Origin of the sequence: Haloprofundus salinisoli, assembly GCF_020097815.1 — an archaeon.
GTDB lineage: Archaea > Halobacteriota > Halobacteria > Halobacteriales > Haloferacaceae > Haloprofundus > Haloprofundus salinisoli.
Genome location: NZ_CP083663.1, coordinates 2,535,051 through 2,553,198 on the forward strand (window position 1 = coordinate 2,535,051; position 18,148 = coordinate 2,553,198).

At 65.2% G+C, this 18,148-nt stretch carries 16 protein-coding genes; 3 read left to right on the top strand and 13 right to left on the bottom strand.

What is annotated here, in order from left to right; genetic code table 11:
* The 8 genes from LAQ73_RS13425 to LAQ73_RS13460 all read right to left on the bottom strand — a co-directional run bounded on the left by LAQ73_RS13425 (position 1) and on the right by LAQ73_RS13460 (position 8,430).
* On the bottom strand, positions 1–966 hold the full coding sequence (locus LAQ73_RS13425) for a sugar phosphate isomerase/epimerase family protein (protein WP_224268777.1): 966 nt from the start codon (positions 964–966) through the stop codon (positions 1–3).
* A 160-nt stretch (positions 967–1,126) separates the two neighbouring features.
* Positions 1,127–2,221 (bottom strand): Gfo/Idh/MocA family protein, encoded by a 1,095-nt coding sequence (locus LAQ73_RS13430; RefSeq protein WP_224268778.1) that lies wholly within the window; start codon positions 2,219–2,221, stop codon positions 1,127–1,129.
* 53 nt (positions 2,222–2,274) lie between these two features.
* Complete coding sequence (locus LAQ73_RS13435) at positions 2,275–2,478, bottom strand: DUF8005 family protein (protein WP_224268779.1); 204 nt, start codon at positions 2,476–2,478, stop codon at positions 2,275–2,277.
* A gap of 15 nt (positions 2,479–2,493) precedes the next feature.
* Positions 2,494–3,678 (bottom strand): ABC transporter ATP-binding protein, encoded by a 1,185-nt coding sequence (locus LAQ73_RS13440; protein ID WP_224268780.1) that lies wholly within the window; start codon positions 3,676–3,678, stop codon positions 2,494–2,496.
* A 4-nt stretch (positions 3,679–3,682) separates the two neighbouring features.
* A complete protein-coding gene (locus tag LAQ73_RS13445; RefSeq protein ID WP_224268781.1) occupies positions 3,683–4,669 on the bottom strand; it encodes a carbohydrate ABC transporter permease in 987 nt (328 codons plus the stop codon).
* Positions 4,669–5,613: a carbohydrate ABC transporter permease gene (locus LAQ73_RS13450; RefSeq protein ID WP_224270767.1), complete on the bottom strand. Its 945-nt coding sequence runs from the start codon at positions 5,611–5,613 to the stop codon at positions 4,669–4,671. The genes LAQ73_RS13445 and LAQ73_RS13450 overlap by 1 nt, the downstream gene beginning before the upstream one ends.
* A 111-nt stretch (positions 5,614–5,724) precedes the next feature.
* Positions 5,725–7,263, bottom strand: a complete 1,539-nt coding sequence (locus LAQ73_RS13455) for an extracellular solute-binding protein (RefSeq protein ID WP_224268782.1) — start codon at positions 7,261–7,263, stop codon at positions 5,725–5,727.
* 180 nt (positions 7,264–7,443) lie between these two features.
* Positions 7,444–8,430 (bottom strand): aldo/keto reductase, encoded by a 987-nt coding sequence (locus LAQ73_RS13460; RefSeq protein WP_345778387.1) that lies wholly within the window; start codon positions 8,428–8,430, stop codon positions 7,444–7,446.
* A 111-nt stretch (positions 8,431–8,541) separates the two neighbouring features.
* On the opposite strand from LAQ73_RS13460, the gene LAQ73_RS13465 reads away from it, so the two are divergent.
* Positions 8,542–9,483: a DUF8054 domain-containing protein gene (locus LAQ73_RS13465; protein ID WP_224268783.1), complete on the top strand. Its 942-nt coding sequence runs from the start codon at positions 8,542–8,544 to the stop codon at positions 9,481–9,483.
* A gap of 9 nt (positions 9,484–9,492) precedes the next feature.
* Here LAQ73_RS13465 and trmB read toward each other — a convergent pair whose 3' ends face one another.
* Together trmB and LAQ73_RS13475 are read right to left on the bottom strand one after the other, a co-directional pair.
* Positions 9,493–10,584 (bottom strand): HTH-type sugar sensing transcriptional regulator TrmB, encoded by a 1,092-nt coding sequence (gene trmB, locus LAQ73_RS13470; protein ID WP_224268784.1) that lies wholly within the window; start codon positions 10,582–10,584, stop codon positions 9,493–9,495.
* 165 nt (positions 10,585–10,749) lie between these two features.
* Positions 10,750–11,487, bottom strand: coding sequence for a proteasome assembly chaperone family protein (locus LAQ73_RS13475; protein ID WP_224268785.1), 738 nt, complete (start codon positions 11,485–11,487; stop codon positions 10,750–10,752).
* 170 nt (positions 11,488–11,657) lie between these two features.
* On the opposite strand from LAQ73_RS13475, the gene LAQ73_RS13480 reads away from it, so the two are divergent.
* Positions 11,658–12,710 (top strand): mechanosensitive ion channel family protein, encoded by a 1,053-nt coding sequence (locus LAQ73_RS13480; RefSeq protein WP_224268786.1) that lies wholly within the window; start codon positions 11,658–11,660, stop codon positions 12,708–12,710.
* Positions 12,711–12,726: 16 nt separating this feature from the next.
* Here the strand turns inward: LAQ73_RS13480 and LAQ73_RS13485 are convergent, their stop codons facing one another.
* Both LAQ73_RS13485 and tbsP read right to left on the bottom strand, forming a co-directional pair.
* Positions 12,727–14,454 carry a YcaO-like family protein gene (locus LAQ73_RS13485; RefSeq protein ID WP_224268787.1) on the bottom strand — a complete coding sequence of 576 codons (1,728 nt, stop codon included), beginning with the start codon at positions 14,452–14,454 and terminating at the stop codon, positions 12,727–12,729.
* 232 nt (positions 14,455–14,686) lie between these two features.
* Complete coding sequence (gene tbsP, locus LAQ73_RS13490; RefSeq protein WP_224268788.1) at positions 14,687–15,505, bottom strand: transcriptional regulator TbsP; 819 nt, start codon at positions 15,503–15,505, stop codon at positions 14,687–14,689.
* Positions 15,506–15,663: 158 nt separating this feature from the next.
* Here tbsP and LAQ73_RS13495 point away from each other — a divergent pair, with 158 nt between their 5' ends.
* Entirely contained in the window at positions 15,664–15,846 is a 183-nt protein-coding gene (locus tag LAQ73_RS13495; protein WP_224268789.1) for a hypothetical protein, read from the top strand.
* Positions 15,847–15,861: 15 nt separating this feature from the next.
* Here the strand turns inward: LAQ73_RS13495 and LAQ73_RS13500 are convergent, their stop codons facing one another.
* Complete coding sequence (locus LAQ73_RS13500; RefSeq protein ID WP_224268790.1) at positions 15,862–17,925, bottom strand: hypothetical protein; 2,064 nt, start codon at positions 17,923–17,925, stop codon at positions 15,862–15,864.
* Positions 17,926–18,148 lie beyond the last annotated feature (223 nt).

The window sequence follows — 18,148 nt, forward strand, 5'->3', positions numbered from 1 at the left end:
CTACACCCAGTGGGCTTCGCCGGGCGTCGTCTCGAACACCGACCGCTGGAGCAGTTCGACCGCTTTCTCCAGTCCCTCCTGCGACGAGGTGAGCGAGTCCTCGTGTTCGATGGAGAGCGCGCCGTCGTAGCCGACCATCCGGAGCGTCGAGACGATATCCTTCCAGTGCTCCTCGCCGTGGCCGTAGCCGACGGTCCGGAACAGCCACGAGCGGTCGGGTTCCTCGGTGTACGGCGTGGTGTCGAGGACGCCTTTGATGCGCGAGCGGTCGTCGTAGACGCGGGTGTCCTTCGCGTGGACGTGGTGGATGGCCCCCGCCTCGCCGAGGTAGCGGATGGCGGCGAGCACGTCGATTCCCTGCCAGTACAGGTGCGAGGGGTCGAAGTTCGCGCCGACGTACTGGTTGGTCGCTTCGCGCAGACGCAGCATCCCCGAGGGTTCGTAGACGAGCATGTTCGGATGCATCTCGATGGCGATCTGGACCCCGTGGTCGGCGGCGTGGTTCGCGAGCCCCGACCAGTAGTCGGTGGCGACGTCCCACTGGTACTCGTGGGCGTCGGCGTGTTCGGTCGGCCACGGCGCGGTGATCCAGTTCGGCACGTCGTCGTCGGGACCGCCGGCGGGAAGCCCCGAGAAACAGGTGACTGCGTCGACGTCGAGTTCGTCGGCGAGCTCGATGGCCTCGCGGAGTTCGGTATCGGCTTCGTCGGCCGTCTCCTCGTCGGGGTGCAGCGGGTTGTTGTGCGTCGCCAGCGCGCTGATGTACATCCCGTGGTCGTCGAGCAGGTCGAGCAGGTCGGCCCGCGCATCCTGGTCGTCGAGCAGTTCGCGTCGGCCGACGTGCGCCTCTCCGGGGTGACCGCCGACGCCGAGTTCGACCGCGGAGACGCCGATGCCGTCGAGGTAGTCGAGCGCTTCTTCGAGCGACTGTCCGCCGAGGGGGACGGTGAGTACTCCGATGTCCATGCCTGTTGTTACATTCAGGGCGTCGATAAAACTTCAGGAGGACGCAGCCGACGGTGGATGCAGTGGCCGCTATCGGAAGTTGTCCGGCGTGCGATGTCACCGAAGGGAGAGAGCGCGAAGACGGAGTGTACACGCACGTCTGAGAGAGTCGGCGGTCGACTCAGTCGAGTTCGGGTGCCGCTTCGGACTCGGTGTCGAGACGAATCGCTTTCCCCTCCGCCGAGGAGCGGTAGATGGCGTCGATGACGCGCTGGACCGCGAGGCCCTGTTCGACGGTGTTCCGCTCGGGGTGGTTCCCGGAGGCGACGGCTTCGAGGAATAGGCGCTGTTCGGATTTGTGGGTGTCGTTCGCCTGCGTCTGAATGTCGGTGTCGCGCAGGTGGTCGGTGCCGTTCTTGCCCGTCTCGTACAGCGTCAGTTCGTGACTCGCGCGGTCGAAGCGCGCGCCGGCTTCCGAGCCGCGGAGGACGAACTCGTCGTTCGTCGGTCGGTTCGTCGCCCACGCGACTTCCAAGGAGATGGTCTGACCGTCCACCGAGCGGATGAAGGCGCTCGCGGAGTCGTCGACGTCAAACCCTTCTGGACCGATATCCTCGCCCCACATCTCGACGAAGGCGTAGTCGTCCTGGTTGCCGAACTGCGAGCGGGTGACGCCCGACACTTCGACGATTTCGGGGAAGTCGAGGAAGTAGAGCGCGAGGTCGATAGCGTGGACGCCGATGTCGATGAGCGCGCCGCCGCCGGCGATGTCCTTGGAGGTGAACCACGACCCGCGGCCGGGGATGCCGCGACGACGGACGTAGTTGGCCTCGACGTGTTGCATCTCGCCGAACTCGCCGTCGCGCTGGTAGCTCTTGATGACCTCGACGGGGTTGGCGAAGCGGTTGTTGAACCCGACCATACAGAGCGCGTCCGACGCCTCGGCGGCCTCGGCGATGCGCTCGGCGCTCTCTAAGTTGTGCGCGAGCGGCTTCTCCAGCAGCACGTCGATGCCGGCGTCTAGCGCCGCGACGGCGTACTCCTCGTGGAAGCGATTCGGTGTCGTTACGATGACGGCGTCGACGTCGTCGAACAGCTCGTACTTGTCGTCGTACGCCTCGACGCCGTACTTCTCGGCGAAGCGTCGTCGAGCGTCGGCTTGGATGTCCATGCCGCCGACGAGCGTCGCGCCTAAATCCGTCAACCGGTCGGCGTGGTAGTGACCGATGTTACCGAGGCCGACCACCCCGACCCGTACTGGCGTGTCCGAAGTCATTCTCTACAACCCGTTTACTACAGCAGGTGTTAAGCGTCACGTTCCGCGTGTTGTCAGTACAACTGACGCTCGCGTTCCTCGCGCTCTTCCTCTTGCTGTTTCCGCTCTTTGATGCGTCGTCTTCCGCGTAGGAACTGCCGCCCTTTGGGGATGATGATGTTCTTCAGGTCCAAAACGAACGACACGATGCCGTACGCCCAGAAGAAGAACAACAGGGTCACCATCCCGATGTACAGCAGTCCGAGTTCGGTGACCATCTGTGGGTGTGGTGTTCAGTCGTCGGTTTCTGCGCCGGTCTCGGTGACGTTCTCCGCGCTGGTCAACTTGACAAGGCCGTGCTGGAGCGCCCGCCCCGACCTGGTGTCGAAGAGGTGAATCCGGCTCCGGTCGAGCACGACGTCGAACTCCTGGTCCTCGACGATGTCGCTGTCGGGGTCGACGCTCATAAGCAGCTGGTTCTGCTGTGCCGCCTCCATGTCCATGCTCGACCCGTCGTCGTCCAACAACAGGTAGACGAAGATCTCGTCACCCATCGGTTCGAGCACGTCCGTCGTCGTGTCGATACTCATCGAGGGGTGCGAGAGCGACTCCGACTGGTTGATCGGGTAGACGTCCTCCGGGCGGACGCCGAGAGTCACCTCTTGGCCGACTTCGACGCCCATCTGCGCGGGGTCGAACTCGATGGTGACGCCGGTGTCGTGTTCGAAGCCTTGCTGGGTGACGGTTCCGTCGAGGAAGTTCATCGCCGGCGAGCCGATGAAGCCCGCGACGAACAGGTTCTCCGGTTCGTTGTAGCAGGTCAGCGGCGGATCGATCTGCTGGAGTTGGCCGCTGTCGATGACGGCGATGCGGTCGGACATCGTCATCGCCTCCGCCTGGTCGTGGGTGACGTAGATGATGGTCGTGTCCAGCTCCTTGTGCAGGCGCTGCAGTTCCGTCCGCATGTGGACGCGCAGTTTCGCGTCGAGGTTCGCCAGCGGCTCGTCCATCAGGAACACGTCGGGGTTCCGGACGATGGCGCGGGCGATGGCGACGCGCTGACGCTGGCCGCCGGACATCTCGTCGGGCATGCGGTCGAGCATCCCCTCCAACTGGACGATGTCGGAGGCGCGCTCGACGCGGCGGTCTATCTCCTCCTTCTCGTAGTCGCGGAGTCGGAGGCCGAAGCTGATGTTGTCGTAGACATCCATGTGCGGGAACAGCGCGATGTTCTGGAACACCATCGCCACTCCGCGGTCCTTCGGCGGGAGGTTCGTCACCTCGCGGCCGCCGATATGGATGGTCCCCTCCGTCGGGATGGTGAGGCCGGCGATCATCTCCATGGTTGTCGACTTCCCACACCCCGAGGGGCCGACGAGGCAGACGAACTCCCCGTCTTGGACTTGCATGTTCATGTCGTCGACTGCCGTTACGTCGTCGTACCGTTTCGTTACGTGTTCGAGTTTTACGTCTCCCATTGTCTTACTCCTTGAGTGCGCCGGCCGTGAGGCCGCTGACGATTTTCTCCTGTGCGACGATGACCAGGATGGCCACCGGCAGCACGCCGATGATGCTCGCCGCCGCCATCAGGTGGTACGGCGTGTCGTACTGTCCCTGCAAGCCGATGATACCCGCGACGAGCGGGGCCCAGCTGCCGGGTTCGCCGTTGTTCATCAGGAACGAGAAGAAGAACTCGTTGTAGACGCTGATGAACGTGAGCACGCCCGCCGTCGCCACCCCGGGTGCTGACAGCGGGATGATGACGCGGAACAGCGCGCCGAGTCGCGTCGTCCCTTCGACGCGGGCGGCGTCCTCCAACCCGTCGGGAATCTGTCCGTAGAAGGTCGTGAGGATGAAGATGGACAGCGGCATGAACAGCGCGCTGAACGGCAGCACCATCGCGCCCGGCGTGTTGTACAGCTCCGGGAAGCCGACGGCGAGGCCGGTGAAGGGGATGGGAATCGCTACGTTCCCCGTGAAGAGGTCGTACAGCGGCAGCAGGAACGCCGCCGGCGGGAAGTACGAGATGGCGAGGATGGCGAGCATCAGCGGTCCGCGTCCGGGGAACCGGAGGCGGCCGAAGACGTAGCCCGCGAGACTCGCCAACAGCAGGACGATGACCGTCGTCAGGATACCCAACACGAAGCTGTTGAACATGAAGATGTGGAACGGCACGCGCTGGAACACGACGGCGAACGACTCGACGTTCAGCGTTCCGCCCGGCGGGTAGAGACCCACGTTCTGCAGCGCCCGCGGCGGTGTCAGCGCCAGCACGAGCAGCCAGTAGAACGGGAACAGCGTCGTAAGCAGGAAGAACGCCGTCACGACGTAGAACATCGCGCGGTACGTCCGTTCGGGGTTCTTAATCGAACTGCTCACCCAGCGGCTGAACGGCCCGCGTTTCAGTTCGCGGTCGCCGCTGGTGCCGATGGTCGTCGTCGAATCGCCGGACTGTGGTTCGCTTCCCATTAGAATCCACCTCCTTCAGCGTCGGCGAACTTCACGATGTAGACGGACACCGCGACGCCGATGATGGCGGCTGTGATGAACGCGACGGACGCCGCAGTCCCGTACGCGCGTTGATTGAAGCTCGTGACGACCAGACACGACAGCGACGGCACCGTCGTGCAGGCGGACGTCGTCTCGATGATACCGTAGACGCGCATCGCCGCGATGGTGCGGAACAGCATCGCGACCAGCACCGTCGGCATGATGAGCGGCATCGTGATCATCTTGAACTGCTGCCACTGCGACGCGCCGGCGACCTTCGCCACGTCGTACAGCGAGCGGTCGATGCTCTGCAGTCCGGCGAGGATGAGAAGCGCCATGAACGCCGACGTCTTCCAGATGTCGGCGACGATGATGATGCTCGTCGCGTCCACCGTGTTCGCCAGCGGCGTCGTCCCGATCCACGTGAGCTGATTCAGTAGCGACGGGTCCTGGCTGGTTCCGATGAGGAAGCCGATGCCGGGCTGGAACAGCAGGTAGAAGATCATCCCCTGGATGACGATCGGCACCGCCCACGGGATGATGATGGCAACCCGCACCCAGCGTCGGCCTCGGAAATCCTGGTCGAGGACGAGCGCCTGTCCGAACCCGATGATGGTCTCGAAGAAGACGCTCACGAGCGTGAAGACGAGCGTCACGCCGAGCGCACTGGCGAAGATGCCGTTCGGCGTCAGCGACGTCGGCATGAACGCCGAGGGGAGCGCGTAGCTCCGTTGGTTCGTCAGGAGCTCGACGTAGTTGGTGATACCCACGAACTGGCCGAGGTTAGCCGAACCCGACAGCGCGTCGGCGAACAGCGACATCCAGAACGTCGTGACGAGCGGGTACACCGCGATCACCAGCAGCAGTATCAGCGCCGGCACGAGCAGCAAATACGCGTACGCCGTCTCGCTTAAGTTCTCCATCCAGCGGACTGCGGCGACGTACGGACCGGACCGTGAGCTGTCGCGGACACCCCCCTGTGATTCCTGTTCTGTTGCCATTGGTAACAAATAATAATGTTGGTAAGCGAGCGCTTAGGCGTTCTGTTCGATCTGCTCCAGCGTGGACTGCAGACTCGACATCGCGTCTTCGGGCGATTTGCCCTGCGAGTAGGTCGCGTTGACCTCTTGGGCGATCTGGTCGGACTGCTGGGACCAGACGGCCGTGACCGGACGCGGCACCGCGTTCTCGCCGGCCACCTTCAGCGAGTCGAGGTAGCGGCCGATGACCGGCACGTTCGACGCGCGGTCCGAGTTGAGCAGCTCCGGCTTCGGCGGGATCCACCCGAGAATCTCGAACATGGCGAGGTTGAAGTCGTCGGTCATCATCGCCTGGATGACGGCCGCGGCGGCGTTCTTCTTCTCGGTGCTCGAGTTGGGGTTCATCGAGATGTGCCAGCCGCCGAGCGCGGCGGACGGGCCGCCGGCACCCTCGTACTCGGCTTCGTCCGGCGTCACCGCGTACGGAATCGGCATCACGCCGAGGTCCTCGCCGTAGTTCTCCTCCGCGCCGTTCTCGACGATGGAGTACGGCCAGTTGCGCAGCGCGACGGCGTTGCCGTTGTCGAACGGCGCCTTCGAGGGGTCTTCCTGCCACTGGAGGACGGCCTCGGGCGAGATCCGCTGGTAGCCGTCGAGCGAGTGCTCGTCGTTCTGCCCGTGGATGAACGTCCGAATCATCCGAATGGACTGCAGGACCGGCTCCTCGTTGACCGTGATGGGACGGTCGCCGACCGGACCGAACAGGTTGCTGTGGTCGCCGAAGTACGCGCCGCCCCAACCGGTGATGAACTCGTTGAAGTCACAGCACGACAGGCCCTCGTAGGACGCCGCCTGGAAGTTAAAGCCCATCTGGACGTCGTCGTTCTGTTGGACGACGTCGGCGATCATGCTGTTGAAGTCCTTCCACGTCATCGACTCCGTCGCCCAGTTGTTGCCTTCGGGGTCGTAGCCGGCCTGCGTGACGAGGTCCTTCCGGTACTGAACCGTCGGGAAGTCCGGGAACAGCGGAATCGCGTAGAGGTCGCCCGAGTCGGGATGTTTCGCGGTTTCGACGCTGGCTTGGAAGTAGTTATTGTTGACCGTCGAAACCATATCGCTCGGCAACGACTGGCCGAGGTTCTGTAGCTGGTCGCGGACGATGAACGGAATCGTCCACCCGCTGTCGGTCATCAGGAGCGTCGGCTCCTCCTGACCGGAGTTGAGCCACGTCTGATACTGGTTCTCCCGGTCGTCGGTCACCTGCGAGCCACCGAGGATGTCGATGGAGATGTTATCCGGCATGCCGGCGCTCCGGAGCGCTTCGATGATACGGTCTGAGTTGTCCGCGACGCGCGAGTCCGCCGCCCACTGGATGGTGACGTCGTTGTTTACCGACCCGGGATCTAACTGTTCGCTGTTGCCGCCGCCCCCGCTGCCGTTTCCGTTGCCGTTACCGTTGCCACCGTCGTCCTGGCTCTGGATACATCCGGCGAGACCCATTGCGACGCCGGAAGCGCCGGCAGCCTGTACGAATCGTCGTCGGGATACACTACTTCGCCGCTTCGACTTATCATGTGAGTCAGCATCGACCATTACAGTTTGACTTCTTGGTATAGGACTTATTTATACTTTCGGCACAGTTACTACGTCTGTTGTTGTGGATTAACTGTCACGTGTGATTCGGGCCATACAAGCCTTCTATCGCCGTTTTCTCACATAGTTAATGGGACCCACATCGAATCAATCTCGGTATTCTGCGTGTTATGTAGTGGTTCAGTTTTTATGTGCCACCGGCCAGTGAGGCGTCTTCGGCGATTCGATTTGGTCCATTTCCGCGTCCGTGAGACTCACGTCGAGAGCTTCGACGTTCTCTTCGAGGTGGTCGATGCTCCGCGGGCCGATGATGGGCGCGGTGACGACGGGTTTGTGTAGCAACCACGCCAGCGACACCTGCACCGGCGAGACGTCTTTCTCGTCGGCGATACGCCGAATCTCGTCGAGAACGGTCCAGTTTTCGTCGGTGAATCGGTCCTGCGTGTACTCGTCGATATCCGCGCGCAATCCCTCTTCGATGTCACCGTCACGCTCGTACTTCCCGGTCAAAAAGCCGCCTGCCAACGGTGACCACGGGATGACGCCGACGCCCTCGCCCTCACAGACCGGTAGCAGATTGGCCTCCTCGTGGCGGTCCACCGCGTTGTACTCCGGTTGCATGCAGGTGAAGCGCTCGTACTCCTCGATGTCGCTTTTGTACAGCGCCTTCGTGAACTGGTAGCTCGTCATCGTGCTCGCGCCGATGTACCGCACCTTACCGGTCTCGACGAGGTGGTCGAGCGCCGACAGCGTCTCCTCGATGGGCGTCTCCTCGTCCCAGCGGTGAATCTGATAGAGGTCGATGTAGTCGGTGCCTAACCGCTCCAAACTCGCCTCCGCCTGGTCGAGGATGTGCTTGCGCGACAACCCCTGCCCGTTCGGGTAGTCGCCCATTTCGCCGAACACCTTGGTGGCGATTACGAGTTCGTCGCGGTTGCGGCCCTCGATGGCTCTGCCGACGATCTCCTCGCTCTCGCCGCGCGAGTAGACGTTCGCCGTGTCCAGGAAGTTGATGCCGAGATCGAGCGCGCGGTGGATGAGTTCGATGCTCGCCTCCTCGTCGTTCATCATCCACTCCTCGCCCGACCCGAAGTTCATGCAGCCGAGGCAGAGTCGAGAGACCTCCAGCCCCGTGGTTCCGAGCTTCGTGTACTCCATCTCCGTCATACCGTGACGTTCGATGACGAACGACAAAAGTGTGGAGGCGACGGCGAACCGCGAATCGAGCGACGGCCGCGCGGCAGAACCCTCAAGTCACCCCGGCGACCACTCACCGGTATGTCACCGTTCGACACCGTTCGGCGGCCCGAGTACACGGGCGAACGACGCTGCTGGCCGTGTACCGGGGTCAACGCAGCCATCATCGCGGTCGTCTGTCTGCTTCTCGCCCCGTTCTCGTACGGGCTCTCGCTTCTGGTCGGCGCGGTCGGCGTCGGCCTCGTCTACCTCCGCGGCTACGCGGTGCCGTACACGCCGACGTTCGCGCCGAAATTCGTCGCGCGCCTCCCGGTCGAGTTCGGTCCGAAGTACGACCTCGGCGACAGTAGCGGCAGTCTCGGCGACGTCGGCGGAAGCGCCGGGGCGGATGCGGAGACGGACACCGGCGGCGGTGACGGCGTCGAAACCGGTAGCGACGACATTGACGACACCAACGACACCGATGGTGACGAGGACGACGAGAACGGTGCCAGCGGCGCCGAAGCGCGGCGCTCGGACGCGCTGGCCGACGACGACGTCGACGGCGAGACGCTCGTCCGCGAACTCGGCGCGGCGGGCGTGTTCACCGACGACGGCGAACTCTACCTCACCGACGCCTTCGTCGACGAGTGGACCGCCGAGATGGGAGCCCTCCGCGACGGCGACCGCGAGACGCTCGCCGCCGCGGCCGCAGACGCCATGCCCGCGGAGGCGACGTGGGAGCTCGACGACGAGTGGGTCGTCCTCGAAAGCGACGGCGCGAAGACGTGGCTCTCCGAGTCGGTGGCGATTTCGGAGACGGCCGCCGTTCGAGCGCTCCGGTCGCGCGGCGTCGACGACAGCGTGGCCGCGCAGGCGGCGAATCCGCTCCGGATGTTTCTGCCGGAGTGTCCGGTCTGCGGCGGGAGCGTCGAGGAGACGACGGTGCGAAACTGCTGCGGCGGGACGATGGGTGTCTACAATTCGCCCGACATCGCGGTGCTCGCCTGCACGGCGTGCGACGAACTGCTGTACGAGTTCTGAACGAGGAAGTCAGTCGTCGACGCTTCGCTGTGCGCCGTCGCGGAGTCGCTCGGCGCGTCCCGGCGGTTCCTCACGACCGATGCGGATGTCCTGGCCTTCGATATCTTCGAGCGCCGCGACCAACCCGCCGACGTGGACGGGCCCGTCCTCGGTCTCGACGACGAGCGACGCGACCTCCTCGGTGTCCTCGAAGGCGAGGTCGACGACCCGGCCCTCGACGACGACGGGGTCGCCGGTCTCGATGTCGCGGCCCTCGATGGTTGCGTAGAACTCGCCGTCGAGGTCGCGCATGTCCTTCACCGCGCGGCGAATCGAGGCGTAGCGCCGGGGGAACGGGCGGTCTTTGCCGTCGATTTCGAGCGTCTCGGCGGTGGTCCAGAGGACGGTCCCGAAGAAGCCGGAGATGAGAAAGCCCAGCGCCGAGCGGTTGAAGATGACGCCGTAACGGTCGCGGTCGTCTCGGAGGGCGTCCTGCGTCGCGTAGATGGAGTACTCGCCGTCGGCGACGGCCAGAACGGGCGTCGTGATGCCGCGGCGACTCCGCGCGATGGTGCAGACGTCCCTGTAGTCGTACTCGGCGGGGTCGGGCGCTTGCGAGGCGGGCGTGACGAGCAAGTCGATGCTCACGCCGTCGTCGGTCGCCGCGGCCAGGTCGTCGTGGAACCGCTGGAGGAGGTCGGGGGTCAGCGAGAGCACGAGTTCGAACTCCGCGGAGTCGATGACCTCCTCGATGTAGCGGAGAATCGTCGACCGCGACTTGACGAGCGAGACAGCCTCGGTTTCGCGTGCGGGAGCGGTGTAGCGTGCGCCGAGTTCCTCGACCATCTCGGTGAACGAGTCCCGGAAGTTGCCGAAGGCGTTCTCGGGGTCGACCGCGACGATCTTCATCGGCCGCGACTCCCGGAGTTCGACGAGCCCCCGGTCGGCGAGACTCCGGACCGTGTCGTACACCCGCGGTTGCGGGATGTCGGTCCGGTCGGCGATTTCGCTCGCGGTCAGTTGTCCGTGCTCCAAGACGGCGAGATACGCGTCTATCTCGTACTCGCCGAGGTTGAAGCGCTCGCCGACGCGCTCCATCGTGAGCCGCAGGTCATCAACCATGATAAATCGGCCACACTCCGTACGTAAGTGATTTACTATAGGTCGAGTAGCACGCAGTTCCGAAAAGACGTTGTATAATTTCAAATGAACGTTCGATGCACTCGGTCATCAACGTTCTGGTCCGCACGCGCTCGAAACGGTCCGCTCACCGGCGCGTGCTCGGGTTCACATGTACATCCGGTCTTCGGCCGTGTCGCTCTCGCGGGTCTCGATGCGTTCGGCCAGTTCGCCGTAGTACTGTCGGACGCGCTCTGCGAACGTTTCGAGCGGACCGGTATCGACGCCGAGGTCGTACACCTCGTCGACGGTGTCGAGGAGTCGCAAGGCGGCCTCCACGTCCGGGACCTGCGCGTGGACGGGCGTGACGTAGACGCAGACGCCGAGCGGTGACGAGAGGCCGCGTTCGACGAACGCGGCGTTCGTGCCGTCGAGGAACCCGTTGCCCATCGCCGGGACCTCAGTGCCTGCGAGCCGCGACTCCCGATAGTCGTCGGTCGCGATGTAGAAGGTACGGTGCTGTTCGGGGCCGTGCGGGACCGGCACGCCCGAGAGGATGGCGACTTCCTCGACGTCGGTGGTCTCCGTCCAGTCGAGAATCGCGTCCGAGAAGGTCTTACCCGCCGACGCCGGGACGAACAGTTCGCTGACGAGCACGGTGAGTTCGATGTCCGACCGGGAGAACAATCGCGTGTGGTGGCGGGGACGGCCGTTCTCGAACGGCGCGATTGCGGGCAGGCCGGCGGCGGTGACGTGGCCCGTCTGTTTCAGTTCGAGATGGTCGACGAGGTAGTCGACGGCGGTGAGTCCGGCGAGGCCGAACGTCGAAAACCCCGCCAGAAGCGTTTCGCTGGGTTCGGCTTCGTGCGAGATGCGGAAGTCCACTGTAGACTGTGGCGCGGCCATATCACAGATACCGACGAGCAGGCTATTAGCGGTTCGCCGCTCGCCGACCGTCTCGTCGGCGGTTCGGGGCCGGTCGGAGCCGAGTCGCTCCGACGGCGTCCCGCGCGCCGCGCGGCGTCTCGGCTGCCGGAGGACAACGTTTTTTCACGTTGCCTGAGTCACGTGTCTCAATGATAGCGGGCCGAGTACCGACGGTTTCGTCGGCCGTCCTCCAGCAGACGACGGCCACCGACGGCTCCGAGAACACCGCGGAGGGCGTCGGCAAGCTCCTCGCCAGCCTCGTCCCCGAGTGGCTCCAGCAGATTCCGGGCTGGCGGTTCGCACTCGCGGTTCTCATCCTCCTGGCCGGCGTCTACCTCTCGAAACTCGTCGTCCGGTTGCTCGGCCGCCCCGTCGCAAAGCGGTTCGCGCGCCAGAGCGTCGCACAGATAGTGCTCTCGGGCATCCGAATCGCCGTCGTCCTCCTCTCGATGTTCGTGGCGCTCGGCGCGTACAACGTCACCTTCCCCGACATCTTCGTCTTCGGGACGGTGTTTACGGCGGTGGTGGGTATCGTCCTCGCGCCCATCATCGGCAGCGTCATCAACGGCCTGTTCGTCCTCGCCGACCAGCCGTACGAGATCGGCGACATGATAGAACTCGACACCGGCGAGCGGGGGTTCGTCGAGGAGATTACGATTCGGTACACGAAGATGTTCACCCTCGACAACTCCTTTCTCGTCCTCCCGAACTCCTCGATCCGCGAACGCGACGTGGTCAACTACTCCGCGGAGGACGAGCGGTCGCGTCTCACGCTCAGCATCCTCGTCACTTACGAATCCGACATCGAGACGGCGCGACGGCTCATCGAGCGGGCGGCGCAGAACTGCGACGAGGTCATCGAGGGCGGGCCCGCCATCCGCATCGGCAACGCCCGCTACCCGGCGAAGCCGACGTGTTACCTCGACGAGTACGCCGACAACGGTGTCCTCCTCACGCTCCGCTACTGGGCGAAACAGCCGTACAAGATGCTCACCGTCCGCTCGAAGGTCCAGACGCGCATCAGGACGCTGTTCGAGGAGTCCGACGCGACGCTGGAGTTCGCCTACCCCCACCAGCACCTCGTCTTCGACGAGACCAGCGGCACCGCGAACGTGAACGTCAGCGGCCGGGACTGGGAGACGTTCCCCGGCGACGGCGAGCGCCTCTCCAACGCCGAGGACTCGTCGAGACGGAACACCTGATACGGCACTACGGGCGCTACGGATACGGATGAAACGGCGCGTCCAGTCGCGCCTCGAATCCGAGGTCCGCGGGTATCCGACGCGCTCGCTCGCCGAAGAACGCCTCCCCCGTAAAGAGCGGTTGCGCCTCCGGCGCGACGACTCTGACCGCCTCGAACCCGAGCGCCGCCACGTCGGGCGTCGTGACCCGCGCGGCGTAGGTGTCGAGACCGGCGGCCGACGCCCGCGAGACGACCGTCTCCAGTTCCTCGACACCCGACAACTCGGCGGGTCCCACGTCGGCGGCGCGGACCCGACCGGTCGCGTCGACGAACCGACGCGCCGCCCGCGGGAAGTCGGCGTACTCCCCGATCGCGCCGCTCTCGCCGGCGGCACGTTCGGGACCCATCGCGCGGAGCTCCGTCCAGTTCTGGAGCGCCTCCGCCAGCGCCGACCGGGCGGCGGCCGTCGCGTCCAGATTCGCGCCGGAACCGACGGCGAATCGGGGCCACCTCGCGCCCTCGCTCGCCTCGTTCTCGCCCCCGCGATGGACCGCGACGGCGACGACTGGGACGTCGACGTCCTGCGTCACCAGAAGCGGTGTCACCGATAACGACTCCGCGCGTGCGCGGCCGACGAGCGTCTCGAAACCGTCGTCGTCGACGACGAGTTCCAGCGGGTCGAACGTCGAGTACCACGCGAGCATCGTCGCGTCGCGTTCGAGCACCTCGTACAGCCCCGAGAGACAGGCTTCGACCGTCGAGTTGCCGAGGCCGAGACCGGTCGTGATGGCGGGTTTGTGCCGTTCGGCCGGCGGCGGAAACTGGACGAACTCCGCCGGGAGCGACACCGGCTCCGTGGAGTCGAGGTCGATTCCCTCGACCCACGGAATCGCCTCGTCTCTCCCCGCCGTCTCCCAGCCATCGGGGCGGACGAACCGCCGCGGCGAAACCGGGTTCGCGCGGTTCGTCTCGGGAGCGGTGACGAACTCCCCGCTCCGGTAGACGCCCGCGCAGTAGCGCTCTAACGCCTCGCCGAGCGCTTTCATGAACGCCGGATTCCAGTCGGCGTCGACGCCGGCGGCGAACTCGGCGGCCCGGGCGTCCGAGAAGACGGTCGTCTCCGCAGTCTGTGCGAAGTAGTACGGCACGGGGAACGACTCGCGTTCGCCGACGGTGCGGACGAGGCCGACCCGGTCGTCGAGCGCCCGCTCGGCTCGCGCGAGCGAGTCGTCGAGGTCAGTCTCGCAGTAGGCGAGCGAGAGCGTCCGGTCGCGGGGGGCGGCGCAGTCGCATCCGGGAACCGGGTGGAACTCCCGTTCGGAGCCGGGAACGTCGACCACGGTTCCCGCGACGTCGTCGCCCGAGAGCAACGAGACGGCGCGACGACCCGCGACGGCCCCGGCGAGACGGACCGCCGCTCTGTCTCCGCGCGGCCGGTCGGCCGTCGCATCGTCGTCGAGGTTCGAGGCGACGCGCGCGCGGAGACAGTGGAAACAGCCCGACTCGGCGTCGAACAGCGAGACCGCCGCGTCGGTGTCTGCGAGCGAACGTCCGCCGACGCCGCCGATCTCGACGGCGACCCACCGGTCGGCGAGTTCGTTCGCCCGCGCGAACGCGTCGCTTCCGGCGGGGGCGACGACGGCACCGAAGTCGAAGTCGGCGAGAGAACCGGGTGTCGTCTCCGAGACCTGTGCGTCGATGTCCGCGAACGCGGCGCGAAGCGACTCCGCGGCGGGACCCGAGCCGACGAGACCGACGTGCATGCGTCGCCAGAGGGACGAGAGGAAAGAAAAGGCGTCGTTCGGCGTCAGCTTCGGCGCGACCACCGAGCAGTGGCGAATACGGTCGCTGTCGCGGAGGCAGTGCAGTCGCTGTCGACGTAAGCGCCACCGTACCGTGCGCTCGGCTAAAGGCCTCGCGCGCGGCATTTTCACTCTCGATTTTTGCACCGGGCGGGTCGCGCGAAGCGCGGCCCCGAGGTGTGAGAAAGTCGGTTCAGTTGAGCATGCTCATCGCGACGCTGGCGAGTTCGTCGCCGCTGGCACCGCGGAGTCGGTCGTCGCCGAGCTTCAGACGCAGGCGCGGACGACCGACGTCGATGGGGACCTTCTCCGTGTCGATGAGACCCATGTCTTCGAGCTTCGTCTTCGTGCGCGAGAACGTCGCCTTCGAGGCGATGCCGACGTCTTCGCCCCACTTGGAGATGTCGTACAGTAGGATGTCGTTTTTCGCCGCGACGAGGAGGCTGATAGTGACTTCGTCGAGGCCGTCGCCGTCGCCGCGCGCGGTTTCGAGCGAGGCGAGGACGGCGTCGAAGTCCGACTCGGCCTGGTCGCCGATTTCGGTCCCGAGCGTGTCGCGGACGCGCGAAATCGGGGGCGTGCGGAGTTTGAAGTCGGGCGACTCCTCCCAGAGCGTCTCGTACGTCTCGAAAGCGGCCTCGACAAACTCGGCGTCTTCGGTCGTCAGCGCGGCGACGCGGTCGTTCGCGGTGACGAGCGCCATCACGGCGTCGCTGGTGATGAGGAGCGCGTTGTCGATTTCCTCGTCGGTGGTGCGCATCGAGAGCGCGCCGGCGTCGATGAGGTCGGCGGCGTTACTGGCGACGATGAAGTCGCCCATGACGTCCTTCAGGATGCCCTCGTCGGCGACCATCCGAATGGTGGGGAGGTCGGTGTCGACCGAGGTGGCGACGGTGACGAGCTCCTCGACCGCTTCGGCCGACGGATCGACGATGAACAGTTCGTCGTCTGCGTCTTCCAGGGCGGCACGGAGAATATCCTCTATCTGCTCTTCGAGTAAATTCGAGGCCATATTGCTGTGGTCATAAACGACAGGTGATTATTTAATATTAACGCTAATCGACGGTTGGATTCGCTAAATTCCCGAGAACGGTTTCGACCAAGTAGATTGTTTGTTCCATTACACTTTCCGCAATTGTTAACTACTCCCATGCTACATATCCGTTGTAGATGTCAAACAACCGTTCTGAACGGAGCCAGCTCGTATCGTACGCGACGACGTTCGTCGGTCGGCACCCGCGCGTGCTCGTGGTCTGCATCGCGCTCCTCCTCGGAATCGGGACACAGGGGACCGTCGGCGCGGAGATGCTCGTCGAGCCGTACAACGCCCACAGCACGTCCACCGGTCCGTAACCCGGAAATCAGTTCTCAGGACCGAAGTAGGTTCGCCAGTTCGTCGGACCAGTGGATGTCGCCGTCGTAGACGATGGGCGTCTCGGCGTGCTCTAAGAACTCGCACAGTTCGGCCTGGTCGAGGACGTACGTGCCCACCGACCCGAGCAACCGCGACTCGTCGTCGGGGGTGATGTGCGTCTGGAAGTAGCCGCCGTTGACCCACGGCGAGTGGACGCTGTACCGGAGTTCGAACCGGCCGTCGGCGAGGCGAGTGAGCACGGCGTCCGAGGAGACGTAGTTGTCCGACTGCGCGAGCACGTGCGTTCCGTCGCTGACGACGGCGTAATCCTTGCCGGTCATGATACGTCGACGCGCCATCTGCATGGCGCGCTCGAAACAGAACCCGTGGACGAGCAGTCGAGCGAACATCGTCCCGACCTTCGCCGCCTGGCTGTCGACGACGCGGTTGAACGTCACGGCACCGGTGACGCTCCCGCGCTCGACGAGGCCGATCCCTTCGTGGAACGACCCGCAGGCGTTCAAGAAGAACGTCTGCGCGTTCGACGCCGAGAGCGACGATACCGAGAGGTTCCCGTCCGGGCAGCGGAGCCCCGCTCGGTCGCAGTGACCGATGTAGTGGACGAAGTCGTGCGACGTCTCGAACACCGTCGCCAGTTCCTCAGTCGTCAGATGCTCGCGCACTTCGATGTCGATGTCGAGGTCGGCGGCGCGTTCGCGGTAGATGCGGGCGGCGTCGGCGTGTTCGTCTTTCATCCCGCTGTCGTTGAGGATGGCGACGACGGAGATGGAGTCGCCGGCGCGGCCCAGGAAGTCGAATCGGTTCTCGTACGCCTCGGGGACGCCCTTGAACACGTCGATGGGGACGCCGCCGGCGAGCCAGCCGTGGGTGCGACCGGGGCCGAGTTTCGGCTTCGTGAGGTCGATGGCGACGGACTCCTTGGCCGGCGATTTGACGCCGCGGTAGAAGTCGTCGAGCGACCGCGAGAGGCGTTCCCCGCCGTCGAGCGACGTCGACTCGGGCAGGAAGACGTTCGGGACGTTCTGTAGGAGGTGCGGGAGCGTCTTCGCGTGCGACATCGTCGGTTCGACGTACATCGAGAGGTGCCACTCGGGCAACTCCTCGGAGATGCGCTCGAACGGCGCGTCCAGATACGCGTTCAGCCGCTCCGCGACCGGAGCGGCGTACAGCGCGTCGGCGTCCAGCGACAGTTCCGGGAGCAGCCGACACTCCGCGAGGTCGGTGCCGTGCGGCCCCGCGTTTCGGACCAGACAGTCGAGCAGGAACGTCCGCCGGAGCAGGGCCGCCGTCTCGTACTGAAACGACGGGAGCGGCGGCAGTTCGTGGACGCGACCGGCGGCTTCGAGCCGCGGCGTCGTCGAGACGGACGACCCGACGGTCTCGACTGAGACGTTCGCCCCGAGGTAGTGCGCCAGAGACGACGCCGGAAAGAGGTAGTCGAGACTGGCAGGGAGGCGCAGTTCGATGGCCGTCTCCTCGCGACGCCTGGAGACGACCTCCGGAATCGAGACGGTGTCGCCGAAGGCGATTCGCGGCGGGTGGTCGCGCATCGTCGGATACGACCGGTCGGCGGTCGTCGTCCGGTGCCCGGAGGGGAACTGCGACAGCGCCGTCGCGATGCCCTCGGGCGTTCGCGGGACGACGACCGTCTCGGCCGGCTCTTGGGTTCGGCTTCGAAAGCCGAGCGTGACCGAAGTCGGCTCCGGAAACGAGAGTATCGACGCCTCGTAGTTGGGCTTCTCCAGGCGAGCCGAGCCCGAGAAGGCGACGTACGCCAGCACGTTGCCCTCGACGCGGACGACGTACTCGTCCGGCGGGAGCAGTATCGGCCCGACTTCGCTGGCGAGTTCGTAGCTGTCTCCCCCCGCCGTCTCGGCGACGACGAACACCGGCGGAAAGCGCAACCCCGTCGTCGTCCCGGAGACGGTGACGTCCGGTTCCCGGGGAACCGTCGGCCCCTCGCCCCTCTCCGTCCAGCGCTCGGTGGCCACGTCGATAGATGTCTTCGAGGAGTCAACGGCTCGGATTCCTTCTTCGGTCGACTCCACCGAAATCATGTCGGATACACAAATAGACGAGCGGGAACGTATATCTCTGTCGGAGGGGGACAAAAACGCTCCTCGGTCGCCGAGGGCGCGATACCGGCGATTTGAGAGCGCTTTCCATCCCCCGACGAGCGAACGGGCGACCGTCGGACGTCGGCCGTCCGGGGTCACAGAGAGCGAAGCGTCCGGCGGCCGCGTCGGGAGGGAGACGGCGGCCGTCCGCCGAGCGGAGAGC

What these genes read in the sequence shown, in the direction of transcription:
- LAQ73_RS13425 (WP_224268777.1), bottom strand. Translation starts at nt 966, where the DNA reads ATGGACATCGGAGTACTCACCGTCCCCCTCGGCGGACAGTCGCTCGAA.
- LAQ73_RS13430 (WP_224268778.1), bottom strand. Translation starts at nt 2,221, where the DNA reads ATGACTTCGGACACGCCAGTACGGGTCGGGGTGGTCGGCCTCGGTAAC.
- LAQ73_RS13435 (WP_224268779.1), bottom strand. Translation starts at nt 2,478, where the DNA reads ATGGTCACCGAACTCGGACTGCTGTACATCGGGATGGTGACCCTGTTG.
- LAQ73_RS13440 (WP_224268780.1), bottom strand. Translation starts at nt 3,678, where the DNA reads ATGGGAGACGTAAAACTCGAACACGTAACGAAACGGTACGACGACGTA.
- LAQ73_RS13445 (WP_224268781.1), bottom strand. Translation starts at nt 4,669, where the DNA reads ATGGGAAGCGAACCACAGTCCGGCGATTCGACGACGACCATCGGCACC.
- LAQ73_RS13450 (WP_224270767.1), bottom strand. Translation starts at nt 5,613, where the DNA reads ATGGAGAACTTAAGCGAGACGGCGTACGCGTATTTGCTGCTCGTGCCG.
- LAQ73_RS13455 (WP_224268782.1), bottom strand. Translation starts at nt 7,263, where the DNA reads ATGGTCGATGCTGACTCACATGATAAGTCGAAGCGGCGAAGTAGTGTA.
- LAQ73_RS13460 (WP_345778387.1), bottom strand. Translation starts at nt 8,430, where the DNA reads ATGACGGAGATGGAGTACACGAAGCTCGGAACCACGGGGCTGGAGGTC.
- LAQ73_RS13465 (WP_224268783.1), top strand. Translation starts at nt 8,542, where the DNA reads ATGTCACCGTTCGACACCGTTCGGCGGCCCGAGTACACGGGCGAACGA.
- trmB (WP_224268784.1), bottom strand. Translation starts at nt 10,584, where the DNA reads ATGGTTGATGACCTGCGGCTCACGATGGAGCGCGTCGGCGAGCGCTTC.
- LAQ73_RS13475 (WP_224268785.1), bottom strand. Translation starts at nt 11,487, where the DNA reads ATGGCCGCGCCACAGTCTACAGTGGACTTCCGCATCTCGCACGAAGCC.
- LAQ73_RS13480 (WP_224268786.1), top strand. Translation starts at nt 11,658, where the DNA reads ATGATAGCGGGCCGAGTACCGACGGTTTCGTCGGCCGTCCTCCAGCAG.
- LAQ73_RS13485 (WP_224268787.1), bottom strand. Translation starts at nt 14,454, where the DNA reads ATGCACGTCGGTCTCGTCGGCTCGGGTCCCGCCGCGGAGTCGCTTCGC.
- tbsP (WP_224268788.1), bottom strand. Translation starts at nt 15,505, where the DNA reads ATGGCCTCGAATTTACTCGAAGAGCAGATAGAGGATATTCTCCGTGCC.
- LAQ73_RS13495 (WP_224268789.1), top strand. Translation starts at nt 15,664, where the DNA reads ATGTCAAACAACCGTTCTGAACGGAGCCAGCTCGTATCGTACGCGACG.
- LAQ73_RS13500 (WP_224268790.1), bottom strand. Translation starts at nt 17,925, where the DNA reads ATGATTTCGGTGGAGTCGACCGAAGAAGGAATCCGAGCCGTTGACTCC.